Source organism: Aminobacter aganoensis (genome assembly GCF_014206975.1).
GTDB lineage: Bacteria > Pseudomonadota > Alphaproteobacteria > Rhizobiales > Rhizobiaceae > Aminobacter > Aminobacter aganoensis.
Window position 1 is genome coordinate 1 of sequence record NZ_JACHOU010000011.1, and the last position, 15,629, is coordinate 15,629.

The following is a 15,629-nucleotide window of genomic DNA, read 5'->3' on the forward strand; positions in this document are numbered from 1 at the left end:
CAGCCGTCGAGGCAGATGGCAATCGCCGGCACCCGCGGCCAGTCGTAGGTGCGGCCGTTGGCGCTGACGTTGATCGTGGTCATCTTGTTCATGGGGGGGAAGGTCCTTTGGCTTGGAGCAATCCGATTGCCGGTGATACGCGCCGCCTCGGATATCGATCGCCCCTTTTTTGGAGCAACTCGATCTATTTGCCAAATCGCAATTATGAATTTGTTCGATAGATCAGGCCTATGGTTGGCTTGCCTTGGCTAGGCGGCTTTCCAACAGATCGCCGCTTGCAGTCAGAATGGGGTAGGCGACCGTAACCAATAACGAATTGATCTCTTTCAGGCCGCGCGCAATTTCGAGATGCATTCCACTGGTTTCAATGCTTTCCGGAGTACCGGATTGCAGCCGCTTCAAATGCTGGCCATGGGTATGGCGGTGCAAGTCGCGCATTCTTTGCTTCTCGATAACGAGCTGCCGCGCGGACAGCTGGTCCTGCGAAATGAGAACGTTGAGGGCAAGATGCATATTCTCGAGCAGCCGCTCGTGCAAATCGGCCAGTTCTTGCCAGCCCTCATCGGAGAAGCGCCAGTTCTTGTCAGCGCGCTCCTCGGCGAGTACCAGCAGGTTCTTGGCGACTACGTCGCCGGCATGCTCGAGATTGATTGCCAGATCGGTCAGTTCGATGCTGCGCCGCGCTTCCTCAACGGTCATCTGGCCGCGGTTCACCTCCGCTAGGTAGAGCTTGATTTCGGTGTGGGCCTGATTGACCGCTTCATCCATGTCGCGGACGCGAGCGATCTCGCTGCGGTTGCCGGCCCGCAGCAGATCCATCACGGGCCGCACCATGGTTTCCAGAAGTTCGCCCATGCGCAGTAGTTCGCGCGTGGCACTGGCGAGGGCCAGGCGCGGCGTCAAGATGACGGAACGATCAAGGGCGCTGATGCGGTGGCTCAAGGAGGCGCTGCTGGCTTCAACCTGCGGATCGGGCAGCAGGTGGCGGGTGAGCGACGCCATCGCTGATATGAAAGGAAGGCTCACGGCGACCAAGCCGGCGTTGAACAGGAGATGGAAATTGACCAGCGCCGTGCCAGCCCCAGACCCCAGCCTGTCGATCGAAAACCCGCTTGTTTCGAGCGCGGCAAGAGTAAGAAGGGCACCAGTCGCACGGAAGATCAGATTGCCAACCGGGATCCGCTGTGCTGCGGCAGGCAGGCCGCGAGACAGCCAGAATGCGATGAGGCCGCCGCCGAGATTGCAGCCAAGCACAAGCGGCACGCCGGCCTCCAGCGGCACGAGGCCCTGTGCGGTAAAAGCCGTGACCATGAGGATGGCGGCAACGCTTGAATGGACGACCCAGGTAAAGACGGCGCCGACGAGAAAGGCTGTGAGGTAGTCGTCGGCCAGATAGGCTGACAGAGATGGCAGCATGGCGCCGTTGCGCAACGGACCCGTGGCCGTCCCGATCAACTGCAGCGACAAGAGGACGAAGCCAATGCCGAGGATCATGCGCCCGGTTTCGCGGACCTTTTCGCCCGATAGCTTCAAATACATTAGCCCACCGGTGAACAAGCAGACTGGCACCAGCCAGCCGAGATCGAACGACAGGATGCGCACCACCACCGCCGAGCCAAGGTCGGCGCCAAGCAGCAAGGCAAGCCCAGTCGGCAGTGCAAGAGCACCACTAACCGCGAAACCGCAAGCAAGCATGGCCACTGCGGTCGAGCTTTGGAGCATCACGGCCATAGTCACTCCACCAGCCGCGGCTTTGATTTCGCCACGTTTGGCCTGTCTCAGCATGGTGCGCAGCGTGTCGCCATGCGCGCGCTCCATTCCGCTGCGCACCAAATGCACGGCAAAAAGCAGGAGCATGGTCGCACCAGCCAGATGGAGCAGGATGAGCGAAAAATGCATGGGATGTCCCTTCGTCGACTAAACAAAGGGTCGGGCGTCACTGTCTATTCGTCAACTCGATAGTTTCAATGGCGCCATAGCCTGTAGCTATGGATCAAGTTCCGGGGTGGAGGACTGACGTCATAAAAGCCTCGATCTTGGGCGAGTACTGGCGTTCTTGCAGGCACGCAAGCCGATACTCGGTCCGGATCATGGCATCCTCGATGCGGATCGTCTCGAGACGAGGGTGCGCGACAAACTCGAAGTCCGCGACGACCCCAATACCCAGTCCACGCTCCACGGCCTTCCAGACCCCCTCGCGGCTGCCGATCTCGAGCAACGGCTTTGTGAGCACTCCTGCCTTCTCTGCCGCCAGCTCAAAGGCACGGCGGGTCGTAGATCCGGTTTCGCGCAGGATAAGGGGCTGATCCGCCAGTTCGGCGATCTTGATGCTCTCGCGGCCATGCCAAGGATGATCCGCATTTACGAACACGACCACCTCATGAGTGCTGAAGGGAACCGAGTAGATCCGAGGATCATCCACGACATGGGCGAGGATGGCGACGTCGGATTCCAGATCGAGGATCCTCTGGAGTGTCTGGTCCGAATTACCCAAGAGCATGCTGACTTTGATTGACGGGTACTTGGCAAGGAAGCGTGCCACCATCTCTGTGGCATGGAAAGGCCCGACTGCCGCCAGCCGCAACTGGCCTGTCGTCAGCCGCCCGCTGCTGAGCAGCAATTCCTCGGCCTCGTCTTGTAAGCTCATGATGCGCCGGCTGATGTCGAAGAGAGCGGCGCCTGTCTCCGTAAGCTCGACGCGGCGTCCACGGCGAACCAGCAATTCAACGCCGTAGCGGTCCTCCAACTCCTTCACCTGCGTCGTGACAGTCGGTTGGCTGATGTGAAGGGCGTTGGCCGCGGCGGTGAAACCACGGTTTTCTGCGACGGCATGGAACGAGCGGAGATGGGTAAATACTATAGCCATGGTCTATGATAAGCGACAAAGATTTGTATTAGTCAATGGATCGGGACTTCGCCACACTCCTCCTTGCCATCAGTTCAGGACAGGAATTCAACCGTGTGGTCATATAGCAATCCCGTCGACATCCGTTTTGGCCGGGGCAGTTTTTCCAGGCTTGCCGACGCCATCGGCGGCCGCAGATACGCTCTGGTCACTTATGGCGATCCATATTTCCGGAACCTTGTTGCCGAACTTGAGAAAAAGGCGGGCCGCCCTTCCTTGGTCATCGATGACATCGCGCCCAATCCAGACATCGTCCTCTTGGAGATGCAGACCGCGCGCTTCGCCAGGCTCGCCGAGCAGCCAGAAGTCATCGTCGCGCTCGGCGGAGGGTCGGTCATCGACTCGGCCAAGGTCTTTGCCGCAGCACTGGGAGATTTCGCGACGGTAGACGCTTATCTCAAGAAGCGAGCTGGCGGCGAGACGATCAAACCCTGGCCGCTGATTGCAGTCCCGACAACCGCTGGCACCGGAAGCGAAGTCACTTGCTGGGGAACCGTCTGGGACAATGCGGGCGGGGTAAAGTTCTCGCTGGCGCACCCGGGTCTCTATCCCGAATTCTCAATCGTCGATCCCGACCTGATGGTCGGCAAACCGCGCGAGCTGACTATCCAGACCGGGCTCGACGCGCTGTCGCACTCGCTGGAAAGCCTCTGGAACCGCAACTCCAATCCCGTTTCCATGGCGCATGCTGTCATGGCGGCCCGCGGCGTGCTCTCGACCTTGCCGCTTCTTGCCAACGACCTTCGCAATCCCGACCTCCGTGAGCGGATGGCTCGCGCAGCCACACTTGCCGGATTTGCCTTCTCGAACACCAAGACGGCCATCGCGCATTCGCTGTCTTATCCCATCACCTTGCGCCACGGCGTCCCGCACGGCATCGCCTGCTCGTTCTCCTTGCCGATGATCATTCGCAGCGTTGCGGGAGAGGGGGGCATCTGTGCGGAGGGACTGAACGCGATATTTGGTAGGGGTGCAGACGGCGCGGCCGATCAACTCATGGCGTTCCTAGCCAAGCTCGGGGTCGCCACTAACCACCACCACTACGGCATCGAAGATGGCGAATGGCGCGAGTTGATTGACCTCGCCTTCGATGGTGAGCGTGGACAGAACTTCATCGGCCGCAAGGACAACCTGCTGAAGGCTGCTGGTCTAGGCAAGGAGAAACGCCAGGCAGTTGCATGATTGAAGTGCCGCAGCGGGAGGACGCTGCGGTATCACCGTTTTCATGGGAGGAAAACATGAGTGCTCTGAAACATACGTTCGCCGGCCTGATGACTGCCGGGGCAGTCGTCGCCTATGCGAGCTCGGGACTGGCGCAGGAGTGCAAGAATCCGGACCAGCTGGTCTTCTCGATTATCCCGACCGAAGAGACTACCCAGGAACTCGACATCTACAAACCGTTGCTCGACAAGCTGAAGGAGAAGACCGGCAAGCCTGTCGAATTCTTTATGCCGACGTCCTACGCCTCGGTGATCGAAGGCATGGTCAATGGCTGGGTCCAAATCGGTGTCCACGGGCCCAACTCCTACGTGCTGGCCAAGGAAAAGGACCCGGCCTTAGAGGTCTTTGCTACCTATACCAAGGCCAAGGGACACTTCCAGGAGGAAGGACCCGGTTACAGGGCGGTACTCATTAGCAAGGCCGATTCCAAGTTCGACAGCATTGAGACCGTCAAGGGTTCGGTTGTCGGCCTGGCCGATCCCGCCAGCACCTCAGGCAACTTGTTGCCGCGCATGGTATTCGGCGACCTGGTGAAGGTCGGCCCGGAGCTCGAGAAGTACTTCTCCAAAGTGGTCTACACTGGGGGTCATGACCAATCAGCGCTCGCGGTGAAAGAGGGCCGTGTCGATGACGCGTTCGTCGCCACGCACCGGCTCGACAATGTTATCGACCGTGGTCTTGCGAAGGCGGAAGACTTCAAGGTCGTCTGGTCCTCGGAGATCATCCCGCAGGACCCGATGGTCTATCGTGGCGATCTCTGCGAGCCGCTGAAGGCGGCAATTCGCGCAGCCTTCCTGACCCTCCACGAGGATGCGAATTCGAAGCCATTCTTTGACGGCATCAAGTCGACCAAGTTCGTGCCCATGAAAGACAGCGACTACGATATTATTCGTAAGCTCGTCGCGGCAGAGAAGGCGGCGGGCCAGTGAGACACGAAACGGTCATAGTCGAAGGCCGCGCGCAGCGCGGCCTTCCTGCCAAGGTGGCGGATGCCATGTCTGTTCTTGAGGTTTGCAATCTTAAGGTCAGCTATTCGGCCGGAGGCCCTCAGATCCTCAAGGGTATCGGTTTTGAGGTTGGCAGCGATGATTTCTGTGCAGTCATCGGGCCGAGCGGTGCAGGCAAGTCGACCTTGATCCGTTGCATCAACAGGCTGGTGGAGCCGACTGAAGGCGACATCATCCTGTTCGGGCAGTCCGTTTGCCCGCTCAAGAGTGGCGAGCTGCGTCGCTTGCGCCGACGGATCGGCATGATCTTCCAGGAATTCAACCTGGTGAACCGCATGTCGGTGATGGACAACGTGTTGTCCGGCCGCCTCGGCTACACAGGCGCCTTCCGCAGCTTCTTCAAGGCGTTTCCGAAAGAGGACATCGATCGGGCGCTGAACTTGCTGGAGCGCGTTGGCCTGCAGGATCATGTCGACAAGCGCGCCGATGCCTTGTCGGGTGGCCAACGCCAGCGTGTCGGCATCGCGCGCGCTCTGATGCAGCGGCCGGAGATACTGCTTCTTGACGAACCGACGTCGGCCCTCGACCCGAAGATTTCACGTGACGTGATGGGGTTGATCCGCGAACTGGCGGCCGAGTTCAAGATCCCGGTACTGTGCAACATCCACGATGTGCAGCTCGCACTCGAAACCTGCAATCGCATCATCGGCATGCAGGACGGCTACAAGAAGTTCGATGGCCCAGCCAAGGGCATGCGCAAGCAGGACCTCGACGAAATCTATGCCATGGAAGTGCTGTGATGAGCAGTGCCGCCGCAACAGTTTCCGAACACGGGTTCGATGCCTATCTCGCCCACAAGCGCCGCCGGCGCATCAACAATTGGTTGCTTGTCGCCTGTAGCCTCGCGCTGCTTGCCTGGTGTTTCTGGGACACCATCATGTTCGACACCGACTGGCAACGCATGGGCGGCGTGCTTGGCATCGGCGGCACGCTTGAACGCTTCCTTTTGATCGATTGGTCGCTCCTTCCCAAGCTCATGGTGCCGGCGCTGGAAACGCTTATGATGGCGACACTTGGCACCATTCTGGGCTGCGTCTTTTCGCTGCCCGTCGCTTGGTTCGGTGCCGCCAACGTCACGCCCAGCAAGTATTTCTTCTATCCCTTCGGCCGCTTCTTGATGGTGCTCAGCCGTTCGATTCACGAGATCATCTGGGCGCTGCTGTTCGTCGGCGCTGTTGGTCTTGGTGCGCTGCCCGGCATTCTGGCTGTCGCGATGCGCTCGGTGGGCTTCATCTCGAAAATTACAGCCGAGGCGATCGAGAACATCGATCCCAAGCCGGTCGAGGCGATCCGCGCCGTCGGCGGTAACCAGTTCCAGGTCATGTACTACGGCATCGTGCCGCAGATCCTGCCGGTGATTATCGGGACGATCATATTCGAGTGGGACATCAACATTCGCCGTTCGGCGATCATGGGGCTTGTCGGAGCAGGGGGGCTTGGTCTGGTCTTCTTCCGTCAGATGGCGATGTTCAACTATGGCGGCGTCACGCTGGTGGTGCTCGCCGTCCTTGTGCTGATCGCCATTGGGGAAGTCGTTTCCCACTATGCCCGCAAAGCCGTGATCTGAGGACGCGATGATGCCTACAACAACCGCCGCTATCCCTTCAATGCCGGCCGCGAAACGTACATGGTCGCGTTACCGCCATCCGGAATCGACAGTTCGCTTCGCCGTCATCATGGCAATCCTTGCCTTCCTCGGCTACTCGGTTGCCTATCTCAACATCGACCTGTCTCGCATTCTCGGCGCTTTCCCAAGGCTCGTCGAAATTCTCGCGACCCGCTATTTTCCTCCGGACATGAACTACGTGTCCGACGCGGACTTCGTGCGCTCGGTCCTGCGCACGCTGGAAATGTCATTGCTCGGCGGCTTCTTCGGTGTTGTCTGTTCGATCCCGCTTGCCTGGCTCGCCGCGCGCAACATCACCGTCAGCAAGCGAATTGCCTATCCGTTCGGGCGCTTTGCCATCATGAGCAGTCGCTCCATCCACGAGACGATCTGGACTATCCTCTTCGTCACCGTTCTTGGATTTGGCATGCTGGCGGGCACGTTGGCGCTGACTGTTTTCTGCGTCGGATTTGCCGGAAAACTCTTTTCGGATGAGCTGGAGGCAATCGACATGGGACCGGTCGAGGCGATGCGCTCGGTCGGCGCCAATCCGCTGCAGGTTTTCCAGTACGCGGTCCTACCGCAAGTGCGCGTCGCCTTCACCGGTATCGCAATCTACACTTGGGATGTGGCTTTCCGCGCCGCGACAGTCGTTGGGTTCTTCGGTGGCGGTGGCATGGGCTGGTACCTGAAACGCACGACGCAGCAAATGGAGAGCACGCGGGTTGCCGCCATATTGCTCGTGATTATCGGTCTCGTGCTTCTTGCCGAAGTTGGTTCGGGATGGCTGCGTAAGCGCATCGGGAAGATGCGATGATCTGTTCCTGGTGCTGCCTTCCGGGCGTCGCGACAGGGTACGCCCGTGCTGTAGACGGTGATGATGTGAACTCCGTCGATCGCATGTTGGTTGCTGCACACGAGCATCAGATGAGATCGCCATGCGGTTGTCTTGCCGGCTCGTCGCCATCCATCCATTTCTGAACGGCAACGAGCGGCATGTGCGGTTGATGCCGATCTATCGATCTGCGCTGCGGCGATCCGTTCAGTTGGGGCGGCGGGCTTGCCGATACCTGTGGTCTGCGCACAAAGGTATGTCGAGGCGCTGCGTGCCGCGGACCATCACGACATTGGGCCGTTACTGGCGTTCGCGCGATCGTAAACGTCCTCGCGGGTACAAACCGAATGGCGGCTTACCGCGAACCCGATTGAAAACCGGACTGTCCGTTGTCGGCCCCCAAACGGGACATATGGCGCCGGAGGCCGACCGTTGGCGTCTAGTGCCAAGTAAGATGGCAAGTCATTCGTCCTGGCTCTTCAAGTCTGCGCTTATGTCGGCCTGTCGGGGCGCGTTGTTCAAAGTGGGCAGGCTTTCCCCCTTCTTGAAGAGAGCTTCTTCCAAGTCAGGCACCCGATACGGCTGCTCGGCCGGCGGATTAAGCGCCAGTTCACTTGGCGGACCATCGCGCGAGAAACGCGCATAAAGATCCGCTCCTGTCGCAGGTTTTCTCATGAGCGGCGACACCTTCTGCAAGGTTGTATTGTGACGCCGCCCAAGCCGGCGCGCAAGCAGCAGGTGGTGGGTGACCGAAGCGGTTGCGTCTTGTCCGATTATGCTGCGGGTTGCGGACGGCGCGCGGGCTTGGTTCCAGAAATCCGATATGCTGCGAGGACGGAGGCTTCGCCTGGCCGTACCGATGGCGTCACCATGTCCATGAATGTCAGGCAAAGTTTGCCTAGTTTGGCACCATGATCGGGTGGCGCCGCAAATCCGCGCGAACATTGCTTTGAAACGGTATCGATCGGCCAGCCGTGTAAGGCCGTCAGGCCGCGGTGGTGCCAGCGAAGTACTCGTGGATGCGGATCAGCACAAGTTAATGATGATAATCCCTGGCGAAGAATTTTCGCAATGCAAGTAAGAAAGTTTTCAGTTGTAACAATAGTGGGAAAAATCTGGGATGTCTTGTAGGTTGAAGTTTTGAATTTACTTCGTGCTTAAGTATTGTGTGTTTTGACCTGTCGAATACTTGTTGGCATAATGGGTTGTCCTGTAGATTTTGCTTCCCGCAGTTCTTCGGGCGCAATCTGAACCGCCATCCAAGGAGTCTTCCATGGCAAAACACACCCCTTCGACCGACCTTGCCGACGCAATGCCGCTTCCCGCCAGCTTCGACATCAAGGTCCCCACGCGCAGAGAAAGAAGCGCGCGCGTGGCAATCGTCCCGCCCTCCATCGCGACGCCTGCAGCAGGCGAAGCTCCCGATTATTCCGGTCTCGGAATCCCTGCCGAGGCTGTTCCCGCCCTGGAAGCGGCCCGCGTGCGGCTGGCCGCTCTCGGCCGGCTCGAGACATCGCATGTCTATGAATACGGCGCGGTCATCCATGACGTGCGCGAAGCAGCGCCAGATCAGGCAACCTTCGCCAAATGGGCCAAGAAGATTCTGAATCTTTCGCGGCGCGGTGCTGAGAACTACGTCTCTGTTTATCGGATCTTGAGCCCGTACCGGAACCGTGTCGAGGCCCTGCGCCTGAGGCCGAGCACACTTTATCTGATGGCAAGTGCCCAGCCGGAGCGCATCGAGAATCTGCTGGCGCAGCAGGAAGCTGGCCACAAGCTAGCGGTCAAAGATGTGAAGGCGATCCTTCGCGAAGGCAACGAGCCGGAGACAGAGAAACGGGCCGTTTCAAGAGGTGGCGTCGCGGGCCTGAGAGCCCAGATCGCCGAGAAGACCAGTTGTGGCGTCGCGGCGATGATGGACACGGCCGTCGACATCCTCAAGGCAATCCACGTCGCCCTCGAGCCGCATCGACAGGGCAAACGGGTGCCCAAGGACGCGACGATGCGGCCGTTGATTCATCCCGTCCGCTTGCTGCGCGAGCAGCTGGAGTCGCTGATCTGGCTCGCTCAACCGGCGGGGCAGGGGTTCCAGGATGGCGTCGTGCATGTGATGCCGCTGAGCCGAGATGATGAGTGGTATAGGCTCTGGGCGATGCTCCAGGATCTTGGCGGCTACGAGACTTGGCCGCAGGCTGCCGACATTGGAACCTGGCTTAGCGACACTGTGGTGCCGCAGCTCGAGTGGCTGGTCGGCGATCGCGCGGAGAAGGCGGCTGCCGTGATCGATGAGATGGCGAAAGCTGCCGCTGCGCGCGACAAGGCCGCGAAGAAATCGGGTGCGAAGGCTAGCGCCAACAAGACGGGCAAGGGAGCCAAGGCAACCAGGCGAGATAGCATCGAGACCTTGTCTGCGGCCGTGGACGCCATTGCAATCCGACCGCCGTCGACCAACGTCTGAGCCCGGCGGTTCATGGCGGTGGCCATTGGCTACCTTTGCTGGCCCAGCACCGTCATCTCAGCGCTTTCAGCCAGATCGGCCCGGTTCTCCGGGCCGATCTGCTTTGAGGGATACGGACCCCGTCGAGACAGCGCTGTCTGATGCGGTTGCACTGCCCGGTATTCGGTCGAGCCCCTGGACAAGGAGAGCCCATTCTTAACCTAACGATCGCCTTTTTTGTCGGGCCTGCATTTTAAGGGCTCAGATCTCCCGCAGATCCTGCCAGGATGAGTCTGCTCGGCCAAATCAGCCGGGCAAGACGGCCCTCGACGGTGTTGGCGCACCATCGAAGGCCTGACCCAGATCCCTTACGCAGAAGGCCCTGAGCTTATGAGCACCTTTATCCCATCATCTGTGAACGACAAGTCAGGGGGCTATGTCGGCGGCCCCGTTGACATCGACTCGGTTCTGTTCAGCGAGGCGGTCGCACCGGTCAGCCTCCTCGGCTCGGCAGGCGCAAGGTCGCGCGATCACTATGAGTGTCTGATCATCCCCGTCAGTGCCTGGTAGCCGTCGGGCGAGGAGCCTCGCTTTTACTCCTCAGGCAAAGTTTGCCTGAGGTCGGGGCTCGCTGACATCAGGGTGCATCGACATCCCTGACATGGCAGCCGCGTCCCGCGTCATCGCCACCACCCATCGCTTCTTGTTCCAGCTTTACCCGTGGCGCTGCCGCGGGCGGGAGATTTTTTGCCCATGCTCAAGCCTCACGCCGACAATCCGAAGCGACATTCTGATTCCGCGTCTCCGTCGCCAGTCAGCGACCTCACTGGAACTGCCGCGAATCCATTGTCTCGCGACCAGCGTCTGATCCGACAGTCACTGCATGGTCTCGGCAAGCAGCCTATGTCACATGCCGCCGAGCCCGACGCGCGTCCAATTCCGAACCCTGGGCGACGCCAGGCCAGTTCCATGCAGACCGTGCTGGAGCTTCTCGGCCACAGTCCGGAATGCGCACGGCTGGCCCGGGCAGGCTTGGTGACGTCCTGCAACTGCCACCTGAAAGCGGCCGACGATCCGGCTGTCGTCGTTGGCCTTGCCGTCCATTTTGCACGTTCGGCACTCATGCATGGCGTGCCTCTGCCGGCGTCGGTCGCCGAGCAGCTAACCAAGGCTGTCGAGGCAGGGGATTCGGCATGCCGTTCGGTCGCGGAGTGGCTTGCCGACCTCGGGCTGCTGGTGCTGGCGCCGCATTTGTCGGCCGAGGCGGGCCGATGATGGAGGCGCGTCTTGCGAGATTTTTTGTCAGGCGGCTCCGACGTCGGGCGACTAGCGAGGCGGTCCACGACGCGGTCGCCAGCGGCATCCTGCGTGTGCTCCCGGAAGATCGGGCGGACTTTGAGTCTGGTGCCAGCCCGCGCGCTTTTGCCGTCGGCCCCCTGGTTGCGGGGACATCAGCGGAAGAAGCACTGCGGATGATCCGCCGCAGCAGTGCAGCCGGGCGCGCCAGGCGTAGCGATGACAACGCCGATTTTTTCCGCACCACCTCGGTGAAGCTGCGCAACGAGGCACGCCGGGCCGGCGAGGAGGCCTCGCAGGCCGAAGCCGAAAGCCCTCGGGTTGAGCACCAGGCGCGTGCGCTCCTCGACGCCGTCCGAGCCTCCGCCATGCCTTTGCGGGCCGGCGATGTCGCAGCCGCGCTTCTGGTTGCGCAAGCTGCCGGCAAGAGTGGTCTGCCGCCGGCGGAGATCGCAGCAGCCCTTTCGATGCTCTCGCCGATGGTCACGCTCACGGCAGAAGTCGAAGGTTTCGAAGAGACCGTCCTGGGCCTGCTTGCGGGCGGTGTGCTCGCGCCAGGGCGGGTCGCTGTTTGCGAAGGTAGTGAGCTGTCGCGGTCCGGGTCGCAGCGCTTCTCGCGAGCCAGGGATCCAAGATGGCACGCCATCGTCTTCAAGGCGTCGGAACTCGATGACGACGGCGACTGGCGAGAGCGCCAGCTCGGTTTCGCCGCCGAAAGCGGTTATCCGATCGTCGGCATCTCCGAGCGCGGACCGGTAATCCCGGAGGTCTTGCGACGGGTCGCTGCCGTGCACCTCGACTGCGGATCGCTGACACCTGATATCGTAATGAACACGATGCTTGTGGTCCTGGGCTCGCGCCACGATGATCATCTTGATCCCGAGCACACGGCGGTGCTTGCCCTTTCGGACCTTGCGCTCGCCATCCGTCCGGGCCAGTCGCCGGCCCGTGCTTTTGCATTGCTGGGCGATCTCGGTCGCCGGCGCATTAGGGCGAAGCAGGAAACGAGAAGGGCGGGCAGTGCCGGGCACGCGACTGCGGGCGGCCTAGTGAAGCGCAAGACGGGCCGCGGGTCAGGCAGTGGCGCCGATGTCATCCAGCCCCGCATGCCAGGCAGCACGGCAACCGATCGCTTCCTTCCCCGCATCGAAACCCTTGCCGGATATGGCGAGGCTGCCGAATGGGCGATGTCGCTCAAGGAAGACCTGGAGCTTTGGCGGGCGGGCGAACTTGCCTGGTCGGAAATGAGCACCAGGATCTTGCTGTCGGGACCGCCGGGCACCGGCAAGACACTGTTCGCCCGCGCTCTCTGCAACACCTTGCAAGTGCCGCTGGTCGCAACGTCGGTGGCGACGTGGCTGGAGCCGGGATACCTGGGCGATGCGCTCAGGCGCATGAGCGCAACCTTTGCCGAAGCAGAAGCGATGAAGCCGGCGATTGTCTTCATCGACGAGATCGACGGGATTGGCCGCCGCGAACGGCGCGGCGAGTGGGATCAATATTGGACATCGATCGTCAACAGAGGTCTCGAACTTCTTGATGGCGCGGTCAAAACGCCGGGTGTCATTGTTGTTGCAGCGACGAACAATGCTCAGGCAATCGACCCGGCGCTGCTGCGGTCGGGTCGGCTCGAGAAACATGTCGACATCCCGCCACCCGGCATCGCAGCCCTCACTGGCATCCTGCGCCACCATCTTGGCGACGATCTCGAAACCATCGCCGCCAGCGCGGCGGAGTGACCAACAAACGATAGTCACGGCCGAATGCACTCAATCCGCAAATGCCGTTCTGCTGATCCCAACTCCAGGCATGACAATCCACTGAACCAAGCACGACGCCCACTCAACAGGAGCACCCCTGACACATGCTGATGTTCGATCCACAGAACGGCCGGTATGACCCACGTTTCGAGCGCGAGACCGACCGGCTGATAGCCCTTGCTTCCGATATGGAGAAAATCCGCAATGGCGCCGATCCCAGCGATCTGGCTGCCGGAGCACCGATCCTCGATCAATGGATTGTTGCCGAGCACTCGGTTCCCTGTCTGGCCGGCCTGTCGTCCGGTCACCCGATCCTCACCGGCACCGGCAGGCTGATCGCCACGTCGGACCTCATGCTCGTCGCCCACGACCAATCCTGGGCACGGACACGCTCGCGCTTCTACCGCCTCGGTCGGCCAGGTGGTGCTGCATCCAATTCCTAGGCTCACAGATGACGAACCGGAAATGAGTGAGGGGACCGGAGTGAACTCAGGCAAACCCATGGAGCAAAAGACAGCCGATGCATGAGCATGCCATTGATCCTGGCACCGAGGCGGTGCTGCATACCCTTGCGCGGCAGGCGAGTGGGCTGACCGGCGCCGATGTCGAGCGGATCGTGCGTGAAGCGCGCCAGAAGGCCCGACGCGAACGTCGTCACCTGAGCTTCGACGATCTGCAGGCCGGGCTTGCCGCCACCAGGCCAATCTGGCCCGAGACCCTGCGGCGGCGCATGGCGATCCATGAAGCCGGCCATGTCGTGGCCCACCTGACGCTCGGCACGGCCCGGATCGAGACCGTCACAATCGACGGTCCTCAAGGCGGGCATGTCGAAGGCGAGACCTACAGTCTCGTCGCCCAGAGCGAGGCAGGCATTGCCGCACAGATCGTCACGAAGCTGGCCGGTCGCGCCGCGGAAGAGGAGATTCTGGGAAGCGTGTCCGCCGGTGCCGGCGGCTCGCCGCGGAGCGACCTCGGCCTGGCCACCGAGCTGGCATTGGCAATGGAGACGACTTTGGGCTTTTCCAAGCAGATGCCGCTGCTGCACAGGCAGGTCGAGGCAAAGTTTGCCCAACTGGCGGATGGGGCTGACCTCGCCATCCGTGTCAACGACCGGCTCGAGCATGCCTATCGGCAGGCGCGGGAGCTCATCCGGCGCCATCGTCCCTCGGTCCAAAGGATCGCCGATGCGCTGATGACGGTCGGCACCCTCGATGGAAATGAACTCGATGCGCTGATGTCCGACAGCGACCGTAACGGAAATACCGGGTCTTGAATCGCTGGTGCCGAAAACGCCGTTTGACGGAGTAATGGGGGGAGAACGAACAGGGCCATGTAAACGCCGTTTGTGTCAGCGATATCGTGCCCGGGGAATGCGCGGCCGCATGACAAACCATGCAGCCGCGCCTTCGTGAGGTCGGAACTGGGTGACGGATCACCGCAATGCCAAGTCTGGCAAGATAGCAGCGCGAGGGGACGGCTTTGCGTCAGTCCCTGGATCCACCGCCAGCGGCGTCGACCTTGTGCCGCCTCAGATGCGGCTTCGGGAAAAAGTCCCAGCCGTCTTCGTAACGCTCAAGCAGCCCTTCCCACGCGGCTCGCGTTGCCTCGGCGTTGAAGCCCTGGTCGACCAGCTGTCGCGAAACCTCGACGATCACTCGGCCCAGTAGCCGATCGCTGCCGCGTTGCTGCGCCGACACGATCATGTAGCGCAGCATGGCCCGTGCGATATCGTCGCGATCGGGAGCCCGCTCCTGCCTGCGCTTTGCCCGGTACTCACGCTGATAAATCCGCTGCCTCTCCAGTCTCTCGTGTCTCCGCGCCATCGTCATCCTCCTCATCTCATGGTGCAGGACAATCGTCGGCTCAGGCCATGCAAGCGACAAACGCCGTTTGCGCTGTAACGACATTCTCGAATTCTGAATCGTCTGCGGAGGCTTCTGAATCGCGGTACGAAAGATCAGAATCCGAATAGCGCAAATTTTTCTGATTTGTTTTGCGTTGTGCGCAGCGTGGACCGACATGCCAGGCCATCGAATGCACGTGCCGATGAGGTGTCGCCTGTCGCAAAGGCATTGATCTGGGTCTTGCAAGGCGAACTGCATGCCGAAGCGTATCGACCAGGAGCTGGACAAACGCCGTTTGCATCTGCCCGAACGCTGCGTTCGTCAAGCCATCTGCCCTATGTTGCAAACGCGTCGGCGACGGAGTTGGGCACAAGGCTGATGGGGCGCGCGGCAGGAGAGATCGCGGGTTGAGCAGCCGAAAAACCACCAGCTCGTGACCACAAGACGCGTCGCTTGCCGGCGCTCTGCTTTATCCCGCGGTCATCTTCTTGCGAGCGCTCTTCTTCGGCCGCCGTCCACGCTTGTCGCCGAACCGGTCGCCGCTCTTCTTGCCAGCCCAAGGCGGCGGGAGCTTCTGCTCCACCCAGGGAAGCAATTGGATCGGTTGCGGCTCCAGGTGTCCGGTAATCACCGGATAGCGTGAGATGATGAGCCGCAGCAGTGCCAAGCCCACCGGGTTGGTGTACCGCGTTGCGGTTTCCGTCTCGCACGATCCTTG

At 61.0% G+C, this 15,629-nt stretch carries 16 protein-coding genes; 11 read left to right on the top strand and 5 right to left on the bottom strand.

Annotated features, from left to right (window positions below):
* Positions 1-228 precede the first annotated feature (228 nt).
* Complete coding sequence (locus GGR00_RS18715) at positions 229-1,899, bottom strand: Na/Pi cotransporter family protein (protein ID WP_184700369.1); 1,671 nt, start codon at positions 1,897-1,899, stop codon at positions 229-231.
* A gap of 94 nt (positions 1,900-1,993) precedes the next feature.
* Positions 1,994-2,866, bottom strand: a complete 873-nt coding sequence (locus GGR00_RS18720) for a LysR substrate-binding domain-containing protein (protein ID WP_184700370.1) — start codon at positions 2,864-2,866, stop codon at positions 1,994-1,996.
* Positions 2,867-2,959: 93 nt separating this feature from the next.
* Here GGR00_RS18720 and GGR00_RS18725 point away from each other — a divergent pair, with 93 nt between their 5' ends.
* The 5 genes from GGR00_RS18725 to phnE (GGR00_RS18745) all read left to right on the top strand — a co-directional run bounded on the left by GGR00_RS18725 (position 2,960) and on the right by phnE (GGR00_RS18745) (position 7,556).
* Positions 2,960-4,087: an iron-containing alcohol dehydrogenase gene (locus tag GGR00_RS18725; RefSeq protein WP_184700371.1), complete on the top strand. Its 1,128-nt coding sequence runs from the start codon at positions 2,960-2,962 to the stop codon at positions 4,085-4,087.
* Positions 4,084-5,055 carry a phosphate/phosphite/phosphonate ABC transporter substrate-binding protein gene (locus tag GGR00_RS18730; protein WP_184700372.1) on the top strand — a complete coding sequence of 324 codons (972 nt, stop codon included), beginning with the start codon at positions 4,084-4,086 and terminating at the stop codon, positions 5,053-5,055. Before GGR00_RS18725 ends, GGR00_RS18730 begins: the two co-directional genes overlap by 4 nt.
* A 65-nt stretch (positions 5,056-5,120) precedes the next feature.
* Positions 5,121-5,873: a phosphonate ABC transporter ATP-binding protein gene (gene phnC / locus GGR00_RS18735; RefSeq protein WP_184700373.1), complete on the top strand. Its 753-nt coding sequence runs from the start codon at positions 5,121-5,123 to the stop codon at positions 5,871-5,873.
* A complete protein-coding gene (gene phnE, locus GGR00_RS18740) occupies positions 5,873-6,700 on the top strand; it encodes a phosphonate ABC transporter, permease protein PhnE (RefSeq protein ID WP_184700374.1) in 828 nt (275 codons plus the stop codon). Before phnC ends, phnE (GGR00_RS18740) begins: the two co-directional genes overlap by 1 nt.
* Before the next feature lie 10 nt (positions 6,701-6,710).
* Complete coding sequence (gene phnE, locus GGR00_RS18745) at positions 6,711-7,556, top strand: phosphonate ABC transporter, permease protein PhnE (RefSeq protein WP_210315074.1); 846 nt, start codon at positions 6,711-6,713, stop codon at positions 7,554-7,556.
* A gap of 480 nt (positions 7,557-8,036) precedes the next feature.
* Here phnE (GGR00_RS18745) and GGR00_RS18750 read toward each other — a convergent pair whose 3' ends face one another.
* The gene (locus tag GGR00_RS18750) at positions 8,037-8,249 is read right to left on the bottom strand and encodes a hypothetical protein (protein WP_184700376.1); all 213 of its coding nucleotides are present in this window, start codon (positions 8,247-8,249) and stop codon (positions 8,037-8,039) included.
* Between the two features lie 598 nt (positions 8,250-8,847).
* On the opposite strand from GGR00_RS18750, the gene GGR00_RS18755 reads away from it, so the two are divergent.
* The 6 genes from GGR00_RS18755 to GGR00_RS18780 all read left to right on the top strand — a co-directional run bounded on the left by GGR00_RS18755 (position 8,848) and on the right by GGR00_RS18780 (position 14,340).
* Positions 8,848-10,032, top strand: coding sequence for a hypothetical protein (locus tag GGR00_RS18755; RefSeq protein WP_184700377.1), 1,185 nt, complete (start codon positions 8,848-8,850; stop codon positions 10,030-10,032).
* A gap of 369 nt (positions 10,033-10,401) precedes the next feature.
* The gene (locus GGR00_RS18760; protein WP_184700378.1) at positions 10,402-10,581 is read left to right on the top strand and encodes a hypothetical protein; all 180 of its coding nucleotides are present in this window, start codon (positions 10,402-10,404) and stop codon (positions 10,579-10,581) included.
* Positions 10,582-10,980: 399 nt separating this feature from the next.
* On the top strand, positions 10,981-11,286 hold the full coding sequence (locus GGR00_RS18765; protein ID WP_184700379.1) for a hypothetical protein: 306 nt from the start codon (positions 10,981-10,983) through the stop codon (positions 11,284-11,286).
* Entirely contained in the window at positions 11,283-13,046 is a 1,764-nt protein-coding gene (locus GGR00_RS18770) for an AAA family ATPase (RefSeq protein WP_184700380.1), read from the top strand. The genes GGR00_RS18765 and GGR00_RS18770 overlap by 4 nt, the downstream gene beginning before the upstream one ends.
* 125 nt (positions 13,047-13,171) lie before the next feature.
* Entirely contained in the window at positions 13,172-13,510 is a 339-nt protein-coding gene (locus tag GGR00_RS18775; protein ID WP_184700381.1) for a DUF6634 family protein, read from the top strand.
* 77 nt (positions 13,511-13,587) lie between these two features.
* The gene (locus tag GGR00_RS18780) at positions 13,588-14,340 is read left to right on the top strand and encodes an ATP-dependent metallopeptidase FtsH/Yme1/Tma family protein (protein WP_184700382.1); all 753 of its coding nucleotides are present in this window, start codon (positions 13,588-13,590) and stop codon (positions 14,338-14,340) included.
* A 211-nt stretch (positions 14,341-14,551) separates the two neighbouring features.
* On the opposite strand, the gene GGR00_RS18785 is transcribed toward GGR00_RS18780, so the two are convergent.
* Both GGR00_RS18785 and GGR00_RS18790 read right to left on the bottom strand, forming a co-directional pair.
* Positions 14,552-15,088: a hypothetical protein gene (locus tag GGR00_RS18785; protein ID WP_184700383.1), complete on the bottom strand. Its 537-nt coding sequence runs from the start codon at positions 15,086-15,088 to the stop codon at positions 14,552-14,554.
* Between the two features lie 292 nt (positions 15,089-15,380).
* Complete coding sequence (locus tag GGR00_RS18790; protein ID WP_184700384.1) at positions 15,381-15,578, bottom strand: hypothetical protein; 198 nt, start codon at positions 15,576-15,578, stop codon at positions 15,381-15,383.
* Between the last annotated feature and the right edge of the window lie 51 nt (positions 15,579-15,629).

Coding starts and splice junctions, on each gene's coding strand:
- GGR00_RS18715 (WP_184700369.1), bottom strand. CDS start 1,899: ATGCATTTTTCGCTCATCCTGCTCCATCTGGCTGGTGCGACCATGCTC.
- GGR00_RS18720 (WP_184700370.1), bottom strand. CDS start 2,866: ATGGCTATAGTATTTACCCATCTCCGCTCGTTCCATGCCGTCGCAGAA.
- GGR00_RS18730 (WP_184700372.1), top strand. CDS start 4,084: ATGATTGAAGTGCCGCAGCGGGAGGACGCTGCGGTATCACCGTTTTCA.
- phnC (WP_184700373.1), top strand. CDS start 5,121: ATGTCTGTTCTTGAGGTTTGCAATCTTAAGGTCAGCTATTCGGCCGGA.
- phnE (WP_184700374.1), top strand. CDS start 5,873: ATGAGCAGTGCCGCCGCAACAGTTTCCGAACACGGGTTCGATGCCTAT.
- phnE (WP_210315074.1), top strand. CDS start 6,711: ATGCCTACAACAACCGCCGCTATCCCTTCAATGCCGGCCGCGAAACGT.
- GGR00_RS18750 (WP_184700376.1), bottom strand. CDS start 8,249: ATGAGAAAACCTGCGACAGGAGCGGATCTTTATGCGCGTTTCTCGCGC.
- GGR00_RS18755 (WP_184700377.1), top strand. CDS start 8,848: ATGGCAAAACACACCCCTTCGACCGACCTTGCCGACGCAATGCCGCTT.
- GGR00_RS18760 (WP_184700378.1), top strand. CDS start 10,402: ATGAGCACCTTTATCCCATCATCTGTGAACGACAAGTCAGGGGGCTAT.
- GGR00_RS18765 (WP_184700379.1), top strand. CDS start 10,981: ATGCAGACCGTGCTGGAGCTTCTCGGCCACAGTCCGGAATGCGCACGG.
- GGR00_RS18770 (WP_184700380.1), top strand. CDS start 11,283: ATGATGGAGGCGCGTCTTGCGAGATTTTTTGTCAGGCGGCTCCGACGT.
- GGR00_RS18775 (WP_184700381.1), top strand. CDS start 13,172: ATGCTGATGTTCGATCCACAGAACGGCCGGTATGACCCACGTTTCGAG.
- GGR00_RS18780 (WP_184700382.1), top strand. CDS start 13,588: ATGCATGAGCATGCCATTGATCCTGGCACCGAGGCGGTGCTGCATACC.
- GGR00_RS18785 (WP_184700383.1), bottom strand. CDS start 15,088: ATGTCGGTCCACGCTGCGCACAACGCAAAACAAATCAGAAAAATTTGC.